Annotated in this window: 19 protein-coding genes; 17 read left to right on the plus strand and 2 right to left on the minus strand. The window is 35.6% G+C overall.

Annotation, left to right across the window (positions count from 1 at the left end; translation table 11 throughout):
* Positions 1-2: 2 nt before the first annotated feature.
* From BR50_RS09390 to BR50_RS09405, 4 genes are all read left to right on the plus strand, one after another.
* Positions 3-194, plus strand: coding sequence for a hypothetical protein (locus tag BR50_RS09390; protein ID WP_034548146.1), 192 nt, complete (start codon positions 3-5; stop codon positions 192-194).
* A 163-nt stretch (positions 195-357) separates the two neighbouring features.
* The gene (locus BR50_RS09395; protein WP_034548148.1) at positions 358-624 is read left to right on the plus strand and encodes a phosphocarrier protein HPr; all 267 of its coding nucleotides are present in this window, start codon (positions 358-360) and stop codon (positions 622-624) included.
* A complete protein-coding gene (gene ptsP, locus BR50_RS09400) occupies positions 624-2,345 on the plus strand; it encodes a phosphoenolpyruvate--protein phosphotransferase (RefSeq protein ID WP_034548150.1) in 1,722 nt (573 codons plus the stop codon). Before BR50_RS09395 ends, ptsP begins: the two co-directional genes overlap by 1 nt.
* Before the next feature lie 127 nt (positions 2,346-2,472).
* Positions 2,473-3,357 (plus strand): NAD(P)-dependent oxidoreductase, encoded by an 885-nt coding sequence (locus tag BR50_RS09405; protein WP_034548152.1) that lies wholly within the window; start codon positions 2,473-2,475, stop codon positions 3,355-3,357.
* 66 nt (positions 3,358-3,423) lie between these two features.
* On the opposite strand, the gene BR50_RS09410 is transcribed toward BR50_RS09405, so the two are convergent.
* Positions 3,424-4,605, minus strand: a complete 1,182-nt coding sequence (locus BR50_RS09410) for a pyridoxal phosphate-dependent aminotransferase (protein WP_034548153.1) — start codon at positions 4,603-4,605, stop codon at positions 3,424-3,426.
* Between the two features lie 176 nt (positions 4,606-4,781).
* On the opposite strand from BR50_RS09410, the gene BR50_RS09415 reads away from it, so the two are divergent.
* From BR50_RS09415 to thrB, 4 genes are all read left to right on the plus strand, one after another.
* The gene (locus tag BR50_RS09415) at positions 4,782-5,015 is read left to right on the plus strand and encodes a YkuJ family protein (RefSeq protein WP_034548155.1); all 234 of its coding nucleotides are present in this window, start codon (positions 4,782-4,784) and stop codon (positions 5,013-5,015) included.
* Positions 5,016-5,236: 221 nt separating this feature from the next.
* Positions 5,237-6,526, plus strand: a complete 1,290-nt coding sequence (locus tag BR50_RS09420) for a homoserine dehydrogenase (protein WP_034548157.1) — start codon at positions 5,237-5,239, stop codon at positions 6,524-6,526.
* Positions 6,526-7,584 carry a threonine synthase gene (thrC, locus tag BR50_RS09425; RefSeq protein ID WP_034548158.1) on the plus strand — a complete coding sequence of 353 codons (1,059 nt, stop codon included), beginning with the start codon at positions 6,526-6,528 and terminating at the stop codon, positions 7,582-7,584. Before BR50_RS09420 ends, thrC begins: the two co-directional genes overlap by 1 nt.
* A complete protein-coding gene (gene thrB, locus BR50_RS09430) occupies positions 7,581-8,447 on the plus strand; it encodes a homoserine kinase (RefSeq protein ID WP_034548161.1) in 867 nt (288 codons plus the stop codon). Before thrC ends, thrB begins: the two co-directional genes overlap by 4 nt.
* A gap of 59 nt (positions 8,448-8,506) precedes the next feature.
* On the opposite strand, the gene BR50_RS09435 is transcribed toward thrB, so the two are convergent.
* Entirely contained in the window at positions 8,507-9,148 is a 642-nt protein-coding gene (locus BR50_RS09435; protein ID WP_034548164.1) for a copper homeostasis protein CutC, read from the minus strand.
* 251 nt (positions 9,149-9,399) lie between these two features.
* On the opposite strand from BR50_RS09435, the gene dapG reads away from it, so the two are divergent.
* The 9 genes from dapG to recQ all read left to right on the plus strand — a co-directional run bounded on the left by dapG (position 9,400) and on the right by recQ (position 17,075).
* Positions 9,400-10,605 (plus strand): aspartate kinase, encoded by a 1,206-nt coding sequence (gene dapG / locus BR50_RS09440; protein WP_034548165.1) that lies wholly within the window; start codon positions 9,400-9,402, stop codon positions 10,603-10,605.
* 172 nt (positions 10,606-10,777) lie between these two features.
* On the plus strand, positions 10,778-11,323 hold the full coding sequence (locus BR50_RS09445) for a YqeG family HAD IIIA-type phosphatase (RefSeq protein WP_034548167.1): 546 nt from the start codon (positions 10,778-10,780) through the stop codon (positions 11,321-11,323).
* Complete coding sequence (gene yqeH / locus BR50_RS09450; protein ID WP_034548169.1) at positions 11,301-12,434, plus strand: ribosome biogenesis GTPase YqeH; 1,134 nt, start codon at positions 11,301-11,303, stop codon at positions 12,432-12,434. Before BR50_RS09445 ends, yqeH begins: the two co-directional genes overlap by 23 nt.
* A 58-nt stretch (positions 12,435-12,492) precedes the next feature.
* Positions 12,493-12,807, plus strand: a complete 315-nt coding sequence (gene yhbY / locus BR50_RS09455; protein WP_034548171.1) for a ribosome assembly RNA-binding protein YhbY — start codon at positions 12,493-12,495, stop codon at positions 12,805-12,807.
* Between the two features lie 39 nt (positions 12,808-12,846).
* Positions 12,847-13,500 (plus strand): nicotinate-nucleotide adenylyltransferase, encoded by a 654-nt coding sequence (locus tag BR50_RS09460; RefSeq protein ID WP_178377445.1) that lies wholly within the window; start codon positions 12,847-12,849, stop codon positions 13,498-13,500.
* A complete protein-coding gene (gene yqeK / locus BR50_RS09465) occupies positions 13,490-14,098 on the plus strand; it encodes a bis(5'-nucleosyl)-tetraphosphatase (symmetrical) YqeK (RefSeq protein ID WP_034548175.1) in 609 nt (202 codons plus the stop codon). Before BR50_RS09460 ends, yqeK begins: the two co-directional genes overlap by 11 nt.
* A 10-nt stretch (positions 14,099-14,108) precedes the next feature.
* On the plus strand, positions 14,109-14,465 hold the full coding sequence (gene rsfS, locus BR50_RS09470) for a ribosome silencing factor (RefSeq protein WP_034548177.1): 357 nt from the start codon (positions 14,109-14,111) through the stop codon (positions 14,463-14,465).
* 5 nt (positions 14,466-14,470) lie between these two features.
* A complete protein-coding gene (locus BR50_RS09475; RefSeq protein ID WP_034548180.1) occupies positions 14,471-15,205 on the plus strand; it encodes a class I SAM-dependent DNA methyltransferase in 735 nt (244 codons plus the stop codon).
* Positions 15,206-15,278: 73 nt separating this feature from the next.
* On the plus strand, positions 15,279-17,075 hold the full coding sequence (gene recQ, locus BR50_RS09480) for a DNA helicase RecQ (protein ID WP_143298356.1): 1,797 nt from the start codon (positions 15,279-15,281) through the stop codon (positions 17,073-17,075).
* Positions 17,076-17,083: the final 8 nt, after the last annotated feature.

The following is a 17,083-nucleotide window of genomic DNA, read 5'->3' on the forward strand; positions in this document are numbered from 1 at the left end:
TAATGACCAGAGAAGAATTACAAAATCAGCTGAAACAGTTGATCAAAGGCGATATTGATACAATGGCTATTGAAAAAAAAGATTTTATGACTTTTCGAGAAATTTGGATCAATCATGAAGAGAAAGAATCTATTATCGGAGAGGCTCTGCATAATGGAGATGTTATTTATCGGTATAGGTCAAATGGAAAGTAGCATAGAATATTTAGAAAAAAATAGTTGTTAAAACAGAAAAAAAATGGTAGTCTTATAAGTTGTAAGGGCTATATCGAATGTTTTTGCTGAAAAGAATATTATTTACAGTCGAAACTGGATGGAGTCCTCAAAAATAATATATATTAAAGGGGATTTTTTAATTATGGAAAAACGCGAATTTCACGTAGTAGCTGAAACAGGTATCCATGCACGTCCAGCAACATTATTAGTACAAACAGCAAGCAAATTTAGTTCAGATATCAACCTAGAATATAAAGGTAAATCTGTAAACTTAAAATCAATCATGGGCGTTATGTCTTTAGGCGTTGGACAAGGTGCTGACGTAGTTATCTCTGCTGATGGTTCAGACGAATCTGAAGCTCTTGCAGGAATCGAAGAAACAATGAAGAAAGAAGGTTTAGCTGAATAATGGTTGAAAAATTAAAAGGGATCGCAGCAAGTGATGGTATTGCAGTAGCAAAAGCTTACTTACTAACTGAACCCGATTTAACTTTCAACAAAATTTCAGTTGAGAACTCTGATTCAGAAATTAACCGCTTAAAATCGGCATTAAAAGAAGCATCAAAAGAACTTGAGATCATTCGATCTAAAGCAGCAGAATCTTTAGGTGAAAAAGAAGCCCAAGTTTTTGATGCTCATTTAATGGTTCTATCTGATCCAGAATTAATCGGGAGTATCGAAAGCTCTATTAATGATAATAAAGTCAATGCAGAGAGTGCATTAAAAGAAGTAACGGATATGTTTATTGGGATGTTTGAAGGCATGGAAGATAACCCTTACATGCAAGAACGTGCAGCTGATATCAAAGATGTTACTAAACGAGTGTTAAGCCACTTGTTAGGTGTGAAACTGCCTAATCCTTCAATGATCGATGAAGAAGTGATTGTGGTTGCTCATGACTTAACACCAAGTGATACTGCTCAATTAAATCGTCAATTTGTGAAAGCCTTTGTTACAGACATTGGTGGACGTACATCACATTCAGCTATTATGGCTCGTTCGTTAGAAATTCCTGCAATTGTAGGAACGAAAGAAATCACTTCTTTTGTTAAAGAAGGCGATCTTATCATCATTGATGGTTTAGAAGGCGATGTAATCGTTCACCCTGAATCAACAGATGTTGAAACTTACGAAACAAAAGCAAAAGCTTTCGCTGATCAAAAAGTTGAATGGGATAAATTAAAGGATGAACCAACATTAACAGCAGATGGAAAGCACATCGAACTAGCTGCAAATATTGGTACTCCTAAAGATTTAGTAGGCGTAAAAAACAATGGCGGTGAAGCTGTTGGACTATACCGTACAGAATTCCTTTATATGGATTCACCTGATTTTCCTACAGAAGAGGCTCAGTTTGAAGCTTATAAAGAAGTTTTAGAAGGTATGGAAGGCAAAGGCGTTGTTGTTCGTACAATGGATATTGGCGGAGACAAAGAGTTGCCTTACCTAAAATTGCCACATGAAATGAATCCATTCTTGGGTTACCGTGCAATTCGTATTTGTTTAGCAAAACCGGATATGTTTAGAACGCAATTGCGTGCATTATTACGTGCCTCTGTTTTCGGACAATTACGTATTATGTTCCCAATGATCGCAACTTTACAAGAGTTCCGTCAAGCTAAAGAGATGCTTTTAGAAGAGAAAGCTAAATTAGTAAATGAAGGTATTGAAGTATCAGATGATATCGAAATTGGTATCATGATCGAAATTCCTGCTGCTGCCGTTATTGCAGATAAATTTGCTAAAGAAGTAGATTTCTTCAGTATTGGTACCAACGATTTGATTCAATATACTATGGCTGCTGACCGTATGAATGAACGCGTTTCTTATCTTTATCAACCATATAACCCATCAATTTTGCGTTTAATTAAAACGGTGATCGATGCTTCTCATAAAGAAGGAAAATGGACTGGTATGTGTGGAGAAATGGCTGGGGATCAAACGGCTGTACCGCTTCTGCTAGGACTGGGATTAGACGAATTTTCTATGAGTGCTTCAAGCATTCTTAAGACACGTAGTTTAATGAAACGTTTAGATACGAAAAAAATGACTGAATTAGCTGATAAAGCAATCAATGATTGTGATACAGCTGATGAAGTTGTAAAACTTGTTGAAACGTATACTAAATAAAGAGAGGGAGTACAAGAATCAATTTGATTTTTGTGCTCTTTTTTTGCTGCTTTTCACTAAATAAATTACGCTCTCTTTGCAAGAACTGATATACTAGATTTAAATTGAACAAGAGGAGAGGACACTAATGAAAAAAACTATCGGGTTTATCGGAACTGGAGTAATGGGTTCTTCTATCGTTAAACACTTATTAACAGCTGACTACACAGTAACAGTATACAATCGTACAAAGAGTAAGGCCGACGAATTAATTCGTTTAGGAGCAAACTGGGCCGATTCACCAGCTGAGGTAACTGAAAAGAGCGAAATTATTTTTACTATTGTAGGGTATCCCAAAGATGTTGAAGAAAGTTACTTTGGTGAAAATGGCATCTTTAAAACAGCCACTGAGAAACATATTTTGGTAGATATGACGACCAGTACACCTACATTAGCTAAAAAACTGTACAATGAGGCACAACAAAGAGGTATTGAGGTTTTAGATGCTCCAGTTTCTGGAGGAGACTTAGGGGCTAAAAATGGAACTTTAACCGTTATGGTTGGTGGAGACGTAAATACTTATGAAAAAGTAAAACCTATTTTTGAATTATTTTCTGCTAAAGTAAATTTGCAAGGCGAAGCTGGTAGTGGACAACACACAAAAATGGCTAATCAAATTATGATTGCTGGGACAATGATGGGTATGGCAGAATTATTAGTCTATGCAGAAGCTGCAAATTTAGATCTTGAAAAAGTATTGGATACGGTTGGCGGAGGTAGTGCCCAAAACTGGTCTTTATCAAACTATGCACCAAGAATCATTAAAGAAGATTTCACTGCTGGTTTTTTTGTTAAGCATTTTATTAAAGACTTAAAAATTGCATTAGATGAAGCTGAAAAAATGTCTTTAGATTTGCCTTCTACTCGTTTAGCGAAACAGCTATATGAAGATTTAGCACAAAATGGTTTTGAAAACGACGGGACACAAGCTATTATTAAATTATGGTGGCCAGAAGGAAAACGTTCAAGATAAAAACTAAAAAGGCAGAAATGAAATTGATTCAATTTCATTTCTGCCTTTTTAGATATAAGGATAGTGTTATAAATTAGATTTATTTTCTTGGGTGTAATTACGCAATCGTTTGACAGCTTCCACTAATTTTTCCATGCTAGCAGCATAACTAATACGGATGTAACCTTCGCCAGCGCTTCCGAAGGCGGAGCCGGGTATCAATGCTAGTTTATTTTTTTCAGCTAACTCAATGCAAAAATCCATACTATTTTGTATAAACTCTTGCGGGATTTTTGCAAAAAGATAAAAAGCTCCATTTGGACGAGCAACTTCAAAGCCTAATTGAGTCAATTCTTCAAAAAGATAATCTCTTCTTTTATGGTATTCTATTTTCATTGGAAGAGCATCGTCTATTCCAACGGTCAAAGCTGCTAAAGCTGCTTTTTGAGAAATAGAGGTAGCGCATGTGACAAGGTATTGATGTACTTTGATAATTTGTGCTGTAAGTTCTTTTGGTGCAAAAATAAAGCCAATTCTCCACCCGGTCATAGCATGTGATTTTGAAAGTCCATTGATCAAGATAGTTTGATCTCTTAAGTATTCAGCAATAGAGACATGTTCAACATCGTAAGTTAGTTCACTGTAAATTTCATCACTAATAACAAATAAAGGGTATTTTTTAATGGTTTCAGCAAGAGCTTTGATCTCTGCTCTTGTATAGGTCACACCAGTTGGATTATTTGGGTAGTTTAAAATAATAGCCTTTACACTCGTTCCGTGTTTTTTTAGTTCATCCTCTATCATCTCAGGAGTCAATACAAATCCGTTGACACTAGTATCAATAAAGATAGGCGTTGCTTGACTCAACGTGATCAATGGTTCATAACCAGGAAAAATTGGAGAAGGAACCAATATCTTATCACCAGGATTTAAAATAGCCAGCAAGGAAGCAGAAATGGCCTCAGTAGCTCCGACAGTCACCAATACTTCATTTTTTGGATCATAAGAAACCGTATATTTTTTTTGCATGAAAGCCGAAGCGGCTTCACGCAATTGACTATCACCAGACATACCTGTGTAATGCGATTCATTGTTGTTGATTGCTTCGATAGCAGCTAATTTGATATGATTTGGAGTATTGAAGTCAGGTTCACCCAAAGTCAGTTTAAGGATGTTTTTTATCGGTGAAACACGTTCGTCAAATTTTCGAATATCTGACACTTCGATTTTGTACGTTTGATTGTTAAAATGATCAAGTAATGGATTCATAACTTTTACGCTCCCTTTTGAAATATACATTGCAATTATATTAACATAAGTTTTCATGAAAAAATGTTTTTTTAGATAAAGATTATTTTTTTATGAAAATAGAGTGAGTTTAATGTCTTTTATATAAAATTCTGGTAGAATGATTATTGAGTTAAGTTTGAAAGGGGCACGAAACTATGACAACTTCACAATTAGTAGGAATTATTCGCCGATTGGAAGCTATGCTAGAAGATACAGAAAGTGAAGTTCAAGTTCGTCGATTTGAAAAAGAAGGAAACGAACGTTGTATTATTACGTATGATGCAAAAACTGAAACATTTGAATTATTAGAAACAGCTACTCAACAAGTGTATCAATTTGATGATGTAGACTTGGTTGCTATGGAAATATTTGAATTATTTCAAGATTAAAATAGCCGTTAATGGTAAAATTTTATCTGAAAAAGACGTATAGAAAAATTCTTTTTAGAATTTTTCTATACGTCTTTTTTTGATTTTTTAAACTAGTATTTTTCCTGAAATTCGTTATACTAATAATATCGATAGTTAAAAATCAATGAGAAAAAATACTGAAAATTTATATAAAGAGCAATGATAAAAATGAATTAGGAGATACCGAAGGGGGAAAAAGGATGGAAAAACAATTGCAAATAGGCATTTTAGGTTTCGGAACAGTTGGGAGCGGTGTTTTACGCATCTTGAAACATCATGAACCAAAGTTAAATCAAATGACAGGTGTTTCATTAAAAGTAAAAAAAGTTTTAGTGCGCGATATTTTGAAAAATCGTGGCACAATTGCTGATGGTATTGAATTAACGCTTGATGCTGATGAGATTGTGAATGATCCTGAAATCGATATTATTGTCGAAGTTATGGGCAGCATTGATCAGGCGAAAAAATACATTGAAAAAGCCTTGATAGCTGGGAAACATGTCGTTACAGCAAACAAGGACTTAATGGCATTGCACGGAAATGAATTAGTTGCCTTGGCAAAAGAAAACCGATGCGATCTCTACTATGAAGCTAGCGTTGCTGGAGGTATCCCGATTTTACGCACAATAGTAGATAGTTTAGCTTCTGATGAGATACAAAAAGTTTTTGGTATTGTGAATGGTACAACAAATTTTATCTTGTCAAAAATGACAAATGAAGGAAAATCTTATGATCAGGCCTTAAAAGAAGCACAGGAATTAGGTTTTGCAGAGAGTGACCCGACGAATGATGTTGACGGTATAGATGCTGCGCGTAAAATGGTCATACTAACTCGTTTAGCTTTTGGCATGAATGTAGAAGTAGATCAAATTGAAACAAAAGGAATTCGGGATCTACAGCAAGAGGATATTGAAATAGCCGATAAATTAGGTTATAAAATCAAATTGATTGGATCAGCTATTCAAATAAAAAATAAAGTCAGTGTAGATGTGGGGCCGATTTTAGTGCCGATCAATCATCCATTAGCAAGTGTCCAAAATGAGAATAATGCTATTTTTGTAGTAGGGGCTGCAGTTGGGGAAACGATGTATTATGGACCTGGAGCCGGTGAATTGCCAACTGCAAACAGTGTCGTCAGCGATGTTATTACAGTAGCTAAAAATATCCGTTTAGGTACAAGCGGCAATGTATTTAGTTCTTATCAACATGAAACGAAACTTGCAAGGGATACAGAAGTGAACAATAAATATTACATTGCTATTGAGATGCAAGATAAAACAGGACAATTTTTAGCATTAACAAAATTATTTAGCCAATTTGATATTGGTTTTGATCAAATTATCCAACAACCACTTTCAAGTGATATGGCGAAAGTAGTGATCGTGACCCACAAAATAAATAAAGCACAACAAAAAGAAATGGTGAGTGCACTTAAAGAGGTAAATGAAATGAATTTGCTTGTTTGTTTTAAAGTGATGGAGGGAAAATGATGTATCAAGGATTACTTGAAAAATATAAAAAGCTATTGCCGATAACAGATAAAACGCCTATGATTTCGCTGTATGAAGGAAATACACCTTTGATCCCATTGACAAATCTTTCAAACGAGCTTGGTATCATACTATATGGGAAATACGAGGGATTGAACCCCACTGGTTCATTTAAAGATCGTGGAATGGTTATGGCAGTGGCTAAAGCAAAAGAAGCAGGGGCAAAAGCAATTATTTGTGCATCTACTGGAAATACCAGTGCTGCAGCTGCAGCATACGCTGCACGAGCTGGGTTAAAAGCGTATGTTGTCATTCCAGATGGAAAAATTGCTTTGGGTAAGTTGGCTCAAGCTGTTATGTATGGGGCCGACATCATTTCTATACAAGGTAATTTTGATCAAGCTTTAAAATCAGTAAGAAAGTTAGCTGAAACAGAAGCTGTTACTTTAGTTAATTCAGTAAACCCTTATAGAATTGAAGGACAAAAGACTGCTGCCTTTGAAGTGTGTGAAGATCTCGGAAAAGCTCCAGATGTGTTAGCTATCCCAGTCGGGAATGCCGGGAATATTACGGCTTATTGGAAAGGCTTCAAAGAATGGGATGAATTGAATCAAACAGGGTTGCCAAAGATGCATGGCTACGAGGCAGAGGGCGCGGCTGCTATTGTTCATGGTAAAATCATTGAATCTCCTGAAACAATCGCAACAGCTATAAGAATAGGCAATCCAGCCAGTTGGGAATTAGCTGAAAAAGCTCGAGATGAGTCCAGAGGAAAAATAGATTTTGTTACAGATGATGAGATCATTCAGGCTTATCAAAAAGTAGCAATGATGGATGGTGTATTTATTGAACCAGGGTCAGCGGCTTCACTAGCAGGGGTGATCAAAGACGTCAAAAGTGGAGCTATAAAAAAAGGTGAAACGGTTGTCTGTGTATTTACTGGGAATGGCTTGAAAGATCCAGATACAGCTCTTGAAGTAACTAGTATTCCTATTTCAAAAATGGATGATGTAGAGGATATGAAGAAACATTTGCAAGCAGGTGTTAAAAAACAATGAAAATAATTGTGCCAGGAACGACTTCAAACTTAGGTCCTGGGTTTGACTCATGTGGATTAGCACTAAACCTCTATTTAACATTAGAAATAGGAGACGAAATTGAAAGTTGGGTGATTCATCATACCCTTGGTGAAAACATTCCAAGTGACGAAACGAATCTTATTGTTCAGACCGCTCTTTCGCTTGCTCCGGCTATTCATCCTCGAGAATTGTGGATGGAAAGCGAGATACCAGCAACGCGTGGATTAGGCAGTAGTTCGGCTGCTATTATTGCAGGGATAGAAATGGCTAACCAATTAGCTGGATTGAAATTAAGTGACAAAGAAAAAGTGACCATAGCATCGACTTTAGAAGGACACCCAGATAATGCAGCACCGGCTATACTGGGAGACTTTGTTGTAGCAACCATGATCAACAATACCATTTTTACGGTGAAACAAGTCTTTCCGGATACAGGTATATTAGCCGTTATTCCAAACCATGAATTATTGACAAAAGAAAGCCGCGATGTATTGCCTAAAATTTTGGATTATCCACAAGCTGTTCAAGCTAGTTCTATCAGTAATGTTATGATTTCAGCTGTTTTAGCTAATGACTTGAATTTAGCAGGTGAAATGATGGAAAATGATTTATGGCATGAGATCTATCGTGAAAATTTGGTGCCTCATTTGTCTCAAATTCGTAATTTAGCCAAAAAAAATGGAGCTTATGCTACTTTTTTAAGCGGAGCTGGATCAACTGTTTTGATTTTAGTTCCTTATCTAAAATTAAAACAAATAGAACAATTATTAAAAAACACCTTCTCAGATGCTGAGGTGAAACAGTTTAGTGTTGACCGAGAAGGTATGAAAGTACAAACATAACTAAAAATAGAGTCGGAACAAAAGTTCCAACTCTATTTTTAGTTGTGTTAGATGTGCTTTCAAAGCTCACCGACAATTTTTGAACCATGTAGTTCTGAAACGCCTAAGTAGTGATGGATATCATCTGCATTTTCATTAGTGATGCCCCCGCCTGGAAGAATAAGAATACGATCTTTTGCATAATCAACCAACTCTTTGAGGTGTGGAAGCGTTTCTTCAATTGGCAAACTTAAATCCCCACCATGAGTTAAAATTCTTTGCACACCATGTCCTGCCAACCAATCGATTGCTTCAAACTGCTTTTCAACTGGGATCGCATCAAAAGCCATATGAAAAGTGGTCTGTAATCCATAAGCTTCTTCTAATAATTGCTCGATTGCATCTTCGTCAATTAAATGGTCATCTGTTAAACAACCCAACACGATTCCATCTAATCCCAAATTACGAGCTTCAATAATGTCATAACCCATAATTTTTAATTCACTATCATTATAGATGAAATTACCCGAACGAGGACGAATCATAGCCATTAACGGTATCATTTTTTCAGCGCAATAAGCAGCCGCTTCATGCATGACACCTTTGCTGACAGTTGTTCCCCCACTTACCAAGTAATCACATATTTCTATTCTAGTTGCTCCTTGTGCAATTGCTTTAGGAAGAGAGCTATAATTTTCTATACAGACTTCTTTTAAATACATAATGAAAAACTCCTTTTAATGGTTTATAAGCTAATTGTAAATCTACTGGTTGAAATTTATATTTATCAGTTCAACACTAAGTAGTATAGCAAAAAAACACTAAATAGTTCTATGAAATTCGTAAGATAATTGAATCTAAAGAATGTCTTCGCTATAATAGAGCAGAAATACTAAATGAAATGTTTATTATTTTTAAAATAATTAGACAGCAACGATTTTTTTCATGAAAATCGTTTCAAAGGATGGTAATAATGAAAATTTTAATTCAAAAATTTGGCGGTACTTCAGTAAAAGATGAAGAAAGCCGATCAGCTGCAGAGAAACATATCGTACATGCCGTTTCGTTAGGATATAAAGTAATAGTGGTCGTATCAGCTATTGGAAGAATGGGTGATCCATATGCGACAGATTCTCTTTTGGCGTTGGTTGATGGAGAAAAAAGCTATTTAGATCTAAGAGAGCGAGACATGTTGTTATCCGTTGGAGAGACAATATCTACAGCCGTCTTTACGAATCAATTAAAAAAAAATGGCACTCATGCAATAGGTCTGACTGGACAAAGTGCCGGTATATTTACTAATGAAGACTTTGGACAGGCAAGGGTAAAAAGAGTAGAGACAGCTATGATTTATGAATATTTGAAAACAAAAGATGTAGTCGTAGTGGCTGGGTTCCAAGGGGTAAGCGAAAAAGGAGATGTCACAACTATTGGACGTGGAGGTAGTGATACCACGGCTGCTTTGTTAGGTGCTGCTTTTAAAGCAGAATATATTGATATCTTTACAGATGTCTGTGGAATGATGACAGCAGATCCACGATTAGTTGAAAAAGCTCAATTTTTGCAAGTTGTGAGCTATAACGAAGTAAGCAATATGGCTCATGAAGGAGCGAAAGTCATCGATCCAAAAGCAGTTGAAATTGCGCAACAAGTAGGGATACCCGTGCGGATCCGGTCCACTTATCAATCTGTTAAGGAAACGGGAACATTAATTACCAATTCAGAAAAGCAAAGTGGTCCACAGCGTTTAGTAACTGGAATTGCTCATGTACCTCGTTTAGTTCAATTTACGATTGAAACAAATAAGAATTTACAAGAGTCATTATTTAATCTGTTAGCTCAATCGGGTTTTAGTTTGGATTTCATTAATATATTTCCTGAAAAAATTGTTTTCACACTTCCACAAGCTTTTTCTGGAAAAGCGAAACAATTACTGAATGAACAAAAAATTACTTTTACAACTCACGAAAATTGTGCAAAAGTTGCAATCGTAGGAGCAGGTATAACTGGCGTTCCAGGTGTAACAGCTAAAATCGTTACGGCAATGTCAAAATCAAGGATCCCGATTTATCAATCATCGGATAGCTACACAACTATTTGGATTTTAATTGAGGAAAAAAATTTAAAACAAGCATTAAATGAGCTACATGAAGTATTTCTACAAACAAATGAATACTAAAAAAAGTATAGCTGTGACATTCAAGTATAAAATAACGATGTCTCATGAGAATTAGCCTAAAAAAAGACTGGTAATGATTGTTTTTTTTATAATTTGGCGTATAATTAAGAAAATAGTAAACTTGAGGAGTACTGTTAAGAGGTACTCCTATTTTAGTGGGTAAGGAGAAAAAATGTTAACGATATTTAAGCCGACGTACATGGTAGAAGCTATTTACCATATAACACCAGAACAATTGAAAGAACAAAATGTCAAAGCTGTCTTAGCAGACTTGGACAATACTTTGATTGCATGGAATAATCCAGATGGAACTGAAGAATTGATTGAATGGATCAATATTATGGAAAAAGCCGGTATTCCTGTAGTGATTCTTTCTAATAACAAAGCAACACGTGTGGAACGAGTTGCAAAGGTATTGCAATTAGACTATGTTTCGAGAGCTTTAAAACCAACAACGATTGGGTTTAAAAGAGCAAGTAAAAAATTAAATCTATCCACTGATGAGATCATTATGGTCGGCGATCAGATTATAACGGATATTTGGGGAGCAAACCTTGCTGGGATACGTAATGTATTAGTAAAACCGATACTAAACACAGATGCTTGGAATACTCGCTTTAACCGCTTTATGGAACTGCATATTATGAACTATATGATCAAAAAAGATCCAACTATGAGATGGAGGAAATCAATAAATGACGATAGTAGAATTAAATAATGAAGAAGAGATTCGTTGCGTTGGTTGTGGAGCCATTATTCAAACAACAGAAAAAGAAGCGGTGGGTTATACACCAACTTCAGCCTTAGAAAAAGGGTTAGAAAAAGGCGAAGTGTATTGTCAACGTTGTTTTAGATTGCGCCATTATAATGAGATCCAAGATGTCCAATTAACGGATGATGATTTTCTGAAATTATTGAATGAACTTGGTTCAGAAGATGCATTGATCGTAAATGTTGTTGATATTTTTGATTTCAATGGGAGTTTAATACCAGGTTTGCATCGCTTTGTTGGGAAAAATCCAGTTCTTTTAGTTGGAAATAAGGTGGATCTACTTCCTAAATCATTAAAACGCGGAAAAATGACGCAATGGATGCGTGAACGAGCTCATGAAGAGGGCTTGCGACCTGAAGATGTTTTGTTAACCAGTGCTATGATACCTGCTGAAATGGAAGTCTTGCTAGATACGATTGAAAAACACCGCAAAGGACGTAATGTGTTTGTAGTTGGTGTAACAAATGTTGGGAAATCAACATTAATCAATCAAATCATCAAGTCGACTGCAGGGGTACAGGATCTAATCACAACTTCTCAATTTCCTGGAACAACGCTTGACCGGATAGAGATACCATTAGATGATGGTAAATTTTTAATTGATACTCCGGGAATTATTCATCGTCATCAAATGGCTCATGTTTTGGGAGATAAAGATTTAAAATTGATTGCGCCTAAAAAAGAAATAAAACCAATCGTTCATCAACTAAATGAAGGACAAACATTATTTTTTGGTGGAGTAGCTCGGTTTGATCACTTAAAAGGGGGCAGACATTCATTTACTTGTTTTACTTCAAATGATTTGCTTATTCACCGCACAAAATTAGAAAAAGCAGATGAATTGTACCAAAAACAAGTGGGTAAACTGTTGCAGCCTCCACGTGAAGATGAAGTTGCGGACTTTCCTAAATTGGTTCGTTTTGAATTCTCTGTTAAAGAAAAATCAGATATCGTCTTTGCTGGACTTGGATGGGTTACAGTCAATGAACCAGGATGCGTCGTAGCAGGGTGGGCACCAAAAGGTATCGATGTCCTTATTCGAAAATCTTTAATATAAATAGAAATAAATAGAAATAAATAGAAATGATCATTAGGATCTTAATGGAGTGAATAAAATGAAATTAACTGGTAAACAAAAACGTTTTTTAAGAAGTGAAGCACATCATTTGAACCCTATTTTTCAAATTGGGAAAAATGGATTAAATAAAGAGGTAATCGTTCAAATTAACGAAGCTTTAGAGAAAAGAGAATTAATCAAAGTGGGCTTGCTTCAAAATACAGATGAAGTGGCTCAAGAAGTAGCAGCTGTTCTTGAACAAGAAATCGGTTGTAATGCAGTCCAAGTGATTGGTCGCGTTATCGTATTATTTAAGAAATCTACTCAAGAAAAGTATCAACGTATTTCCAATGAAATTCCAAGAGTGAAATAACAACTTTTGTTCGATATTATTTAGTTTACATGAAGAAAGGTGAGCGACTTGAAAGAGCAAACTTTTTCTGCTAATAAAATACAATTTTCAACAGAAATAGAAATTGATATTCAGCCAAAAAGAAGAGTGGGTATCCTTGGAGGGACATTTAATCCTCCACATATCGGGCACTTGATTATTGCTGATCAGGTTTGTCATCAACTGGGTCTAGAAAAGATTTATTTTATGCCGAGTGCAAATCCACCACATCAAGATGAAAAGAAAGCAATCGATGCCAAGCATCGACTTCATATGGTTGAATTGGCTATAGAAGATAATATGGTTTTTGATGTCGAAAAATCAGAAATTGATCGTGGCGGAAAAAGTTACACGTATGATACGTTAGTGAAATTAAAGGAAGAACACCCAGATATAGAATACTATTTTATTATCGGTGGAGATATGGTTGAATACTTACCTAAATGGTACAAAATAGAAGATCTGGCTCAGCTTGTAGAATTTGTGGGGGTGAATCGTCCAGGATACCCCTTTATTAGTCCGTATTCTATTATTTGGGTCGATGTTCCTTCAATGGATATCAGTTCTACTTCCTTACGTAAAAATCTAAAAATGAACTGTCCAGTAAATTACTTGATCCCTGAAAAGACCCTTAATTATATTCGTCAGGAAGGATTGTATCAAGATGGAAAATAAAAAAAATTCATTAGTATATTCAAAAAAATACGTTTCTCTGACAAGAGATAAATTGATTCAGATTATTCAAAGTCAAATGAGCCGAGAACGATTTCAACATGTCCTAGGTGTAGAGCAAGTTGCTGTTCAGTTGGCAGAAAAATTTGGAGTATCAACAGAAGCTGCTAGTATTGCTGCTCTGACCCATGATTATGCTAAAGAACGTAGTGATAAAGAAATGCAAGAGTTGATTTTTAGCGAAAAATTAAATCTAGAATGGCTTGATTATGGAAGCAACATTTGGCACGGTCCTTTAGGAGCTGTCTTAGTTGAACGAGAATTAGGTATCTCAAATCCAGATATTTTGAATGCTATTAGACATCATACAATAGGTGCTGAAAAGATGACTTTGTTAGAACAAGTGATCTACGTCGCAGATTATATCGAACCTGGCAGGAATTTTCCAGGTGTTGAACGTGCACGGGTGCTTGCAGCAGAGAATTTACAAGAAGCCGTTCGTTATGAAACAAAACGAATATTGCAACATTTAATTGAGCAAAACAGAAAAATTTATCCAAAAACAATTGCTACTTATAATAAATGGGTAGCAAATTCTTAGGAGGAATAACATGACAACTGAAAGTATAAAATTAGTAGAAACAGTCGTTAAAGCAGCAGATGATAAAAGAGCAGAAGATATCGTAGTAATGGATGTCAGCAAGATTTCAATTTTGGCCGATTACTTTATTGTGATGCACGGAAATAATGAAAAACAAGTTAAAGCTATTGCTGAAGAGATCATCGATAAAGCTCAAGAGTCAGGAATTGATGTAAGAAGAGTGGAAGGTCGTGAATCGTCTAAATGGATGCTTATTGACCTTGGAGATGTAGTTGTACATGTCTTCCACTATTCAGAACGTTCATTCTACGATCTTGAAAAATTATGGAGTGATGCTCCATTGGTAGACATCACTAAAATGGTCTAAGTCTAATGAGTTATCAAACATTTGCACAGGTCTATGATGCCATTATGGATGAAACTCTTTACGATCGATGGGGAGAATTTGTGGATAGTCAGCTTTTAGATAATAAGCCGCCATTATTGGAACTTGCTTGTGGGACTGGAGCTTTGGCTGTAGCACTTTCTAAAAGAGGCTATGACGTAACAGGGCTAGATTTATCTGAAAACATGTTGAGTTTAGCTAATGAACGAGCTATGGTCGAGCAAGTAAACTTACCTTTGATTCAAGCAGACATGATGGATCTGTCTGAAGTTGGTCAATTTGGAGCTGTTACTTGTTTTTCAGATTCACTTTGTTATATGCCTGATGAAGAGGCCGTATTAAAAGTTTTCCAGCAAGTGTACAATGTATTAACAGAAAATGGAACATTTCTGTTTGATGTTCATTCAATTTATCAAACAGATGTAGTGTTTCCTGGTTACATGTTTAATGACCAATCAGAAGGAATTAGTTTTTTATGGAAAAGTTATGCGGGTGAAAAAGCCCATTCTGTTGAACATGATTTAACTTTCTTTGTATACGATGAAGAATTAGATCTTTATGACCGTTACGATGAAACACATAAAGAACGGACATATTCATTAGAACAGTATAAAAGTATGCTCTCAAAAGCTGGTTTTTCTTCAATTAAAGCAAGTGCTGATTTTGGAGAGTCAGAAATAACAGAGGAAAGCCCACGATGGTTTTTTATTTGTACCAAATAAACCGCTTATGAAGTAGAAACTTTTTAATGAAAAAACAGAAAAATCGACTAGGATTTTTCTGTTTTTTTTCATAATGATTTTTATAGAAAGGAGAGATACATTGTTAACTAAGGCTTATGATGTACTCAAAGAAATTTACGGGTTTTCAGAATTCAAAACGGGACAAAAAGAAGTCATTGATAAAATATTACAAGGAAAAGATGCCCTAGCCATTATGCCTACAGGTGGTGGGAAATCTCTTTGCTACCAAATTCCTTCTCTAGTTTTCGAAGGAATAACGATAGTTGTATCACCGCTTATTTCATTGATGAAAGATCAAGTAGACGCTTTGACCGAGTTGGGAATACCAGCCACTTATTTGAATAGTACATTGACAGCTGCCGAGATGAATGTTCGACTAAAAAAAGCAGTCAATGGAGACTACAAACTGATTTATGTTGCTCCAGAACGATTTCAGACAGAAGAAATTTTTTACTTGATGCACACTATAACCATATCAATGATAGCTATTGATGAAGCACACTGTATTTCGCAGTGGGGACATGATTTTAGGCCAAGTTATCTGTCTTTAGGAGAATCGATCCAACAATTAGATTATCGTCCAATCGTATTGGCGTTGACCGCTACAGCAACTCCAGTCGTTTCAAATGATATCATAAGTTTATTAGGCATCCATTCAGATAATCGAATCAAAACGGGATTTGAACGCGATAATCTTGCTTTTCAAGTAATTAAAGGTCAAGAACGAAATCGGTTTTTATTGGATTATCTAACAGTGAATAAAGGTCAATCAGGAATCGTTTATGCTAGTACACGTAAAGAAGTAGAACGTATTTATGAATTGCTGAATGCTAAAAATATTAAAGCTGGAAAGTATCATGGCGGGTTAAAAGAAGATGAACGTAATAGTTGGCAAGAAAAATTTCTGTATGATGAAGTAACGGTAATGGTAGCCACAAATGCATTTGGAATGGGTATCGATAAGAGCAATGTTCGTTTTGTTATTCATTATCAGATTCCTAAAAATATTGAAGCTTATTACCAAGAAGCTGGACGTGCAGGCAGGGATGGATTGCCAAGTGATGCCATTTTATTGTTTTCTCCTCAAGATATGCAAATCCAAAAATTCTTTGTTGATCAATCAGAGTTGAATGACGAATTAAAAAATCAAGAATACCGTAAAATAAGAGAAATGGCTCAATATGGCTCCACTCAGATTTGCTTGCAGCGGTATATCGTTGAATATTTTGGAGACAATTGCGACGATTGCGGAAGATGCAGCAATTGTCTAGACGATCGTGAGGCTACAGACATAACTTTAGAGACTCAAAAAGTATTATCCTGTGTCAAAAGAATGGGTGAAACTTATGGTAAGTCGTTGATCATGAAAGTGTTGACAGGATCTAAAGATAAAAAGGTGACTCAATGGCATTTTGAAGAACTTTCAACTTATGGGCTGATGAAAGGTGTACCTCAAAAAGAAATAACACAATTGATCGATTATTTAACAGCCGAAAAGTATTTATCTCCGACAGACGGTCAATACCCTGTTTTAAAATTAACAGAAAAAGCCGTTACTGTTTTAAAAGGGGAAATGATCGTCACTAGAAAACAAGCAAAAGTCGCACAAAAAGTTGCCGTTGATGATGCCCTATTTGATCAGTTGAGAGAACTGAGACGGACTTTTGCTACAGATCAAAAGGTTCCGCCTTATGTTATTTTTTCAGATGAAACGTTGCATCAAATGTGTGTCTTAATGCCTCAAAATAAAGCAGGAATGCTAGAAGTAAAAGGCGTTGGTGAAAATAAATTTGAAAAATATGGTGAAGCTTTTTTAACTTGTTTAAAGCAAGTTAAAGTAACGAATTAAAGAGAGGT

Origin of the sequence: Carnobacterium alterfunditum DSM 5972 (genome assembly GCF_000744115.1) — a bacterium.
GTDB classification, from domain to species: Bacteria; Bacillota; Bacilli; order Lactobacillales; family Carnobacteriaceae; genus Carnobacterium_B; species Carnobacterium_B alterfunditum.

What these genes read in the sequence shown, in the direction of transcription:
- BR50_RS09390 (WP_034548146.1), top strand. Translation starts at nt 3, where the DNA reads ATGACCAGAGAAGAATTACAAAATCAGCTGAAACAGTTGATCAAAGGC.
- BR50_RS09395 (WP_034548148.1), top strand. Translation starts at nt 358, where the DNA reads ATGGAAAAACGCGAATTTCACGTAGTAGCTGAAACAGGTATCCATGCA.
- ptsP (WP_034548150.1), top strand. Translation starts at nt 624, where the DNA reads ATGGTTGAAAAATTAAAAGGGATCGCAGCAAGTGATGGTATTGCAGTA.
- BR50_RS09405 (WP_034548152.1), top strand. Translation starts at nt 2,473, where the DNA reads ATGAAAAAAACTATCGGGTTTATCGGAACTGGAGTAATGGGTTCTTCT.
- BR50_RS09410 (WP_034548153.1), bottom strand. Translation starts at nt 4,605, where the DNA reads ATGAATCCATTACTTGATCATTTTAACAATCAAACGTACAAAATCGAA.
- BR50_RS09415 (WP_034548155.1), top strand. Translation starts at nt 4,782, where the DNA reads ATGACAACTTCACAATTAGTAGGAATTATTCGCCGATTGGAAGCTATG.
- BR50_RS09420 (WP_034548157.1), top strand. Translation starts at nt 5,237, where the DNA reads ATGGAAAAACAATTGCAAATAGGCATTTTAGGTTTCGGAACAGTTGGG.
- thrC (WP_034548158.1), top strand. Translation starts at nt 6,526, where the DNA reads ATGTATCAAGGATTACTTGAAAAATATAAAAAGCTATTGCCGATAACA.
- thrB (WP_034548161.1), top strand. Translation starts at nt 7,581, where the DNA reads ATGAAAATAATTGTGCCAGGAACGACTTCAAACTTAGGTCCTGGGTTT.
- BR50_RS09435 (WP_034548164.1), bottom strand. Translation starts at nt 9,148, where the DNA reads ATGTATTTAAAAGAAGTCTGTATAGAAAATTATAGCTCTCTTCCTAAA.
- dapG (WP_034548165.1), top strand. Translation starts at nt 9,400, where the DNA reads ATGAAAATTTTAATTCAAAAATTTGGCGGTACTTCAGTAAAAGATGAA.
- BR50_RS09445 (WP_034548167.1), top strand. Translation starts at nt 10,778, where the DNA reads ATGTTAACGATATTTAAGCCGACGTACATGGTAGAAGCTATTTACCAT.
- yqeH (WP_034548169.1), top strand. Translation starts at nt 11,301, where the DNA reads ATGACGATAGTAGAATTAAATAATGAAGAAGAGATTCGTTGCGTTGGT.
- yhbY (WP_034548171.1), top strand. Translation starts at nt 12,493, where the DNA reads ATGAAATTAACTGGTAAACAAAAACGTTTTTTAAGAAGTGAAGCACAT.
- yqeK (WP_034548175.1), top strand. Translation starts at nt 13,490, where the DNA reads ATGGAAAATAAAAAAAATTCATTAGTATATTCAAAAAAATACGTTTCT.
- rsfS (WP_034548177.1), top strand. Translation starts at nt 14,109, where the DNA reads ATGACAACTGAAAGTATAAAATTAGTAGAAACAGTCGTTAAAGCAGCA.
- BR50_RS09475 (WP_034548180.1), top strand. Translation starts at nt 14,471, where the DNA reads ATGAGTTATCAAACATTTGCACAGGTCTATGATGCCATTATGGATGAA.
- recQ (WP_143298356.1), top strand. Translation starts at nt 15,279, where the DNA reads ATGATTTTTATAGAAAGGAGAGATACATTGTTAACTAAGGCTTATGAT.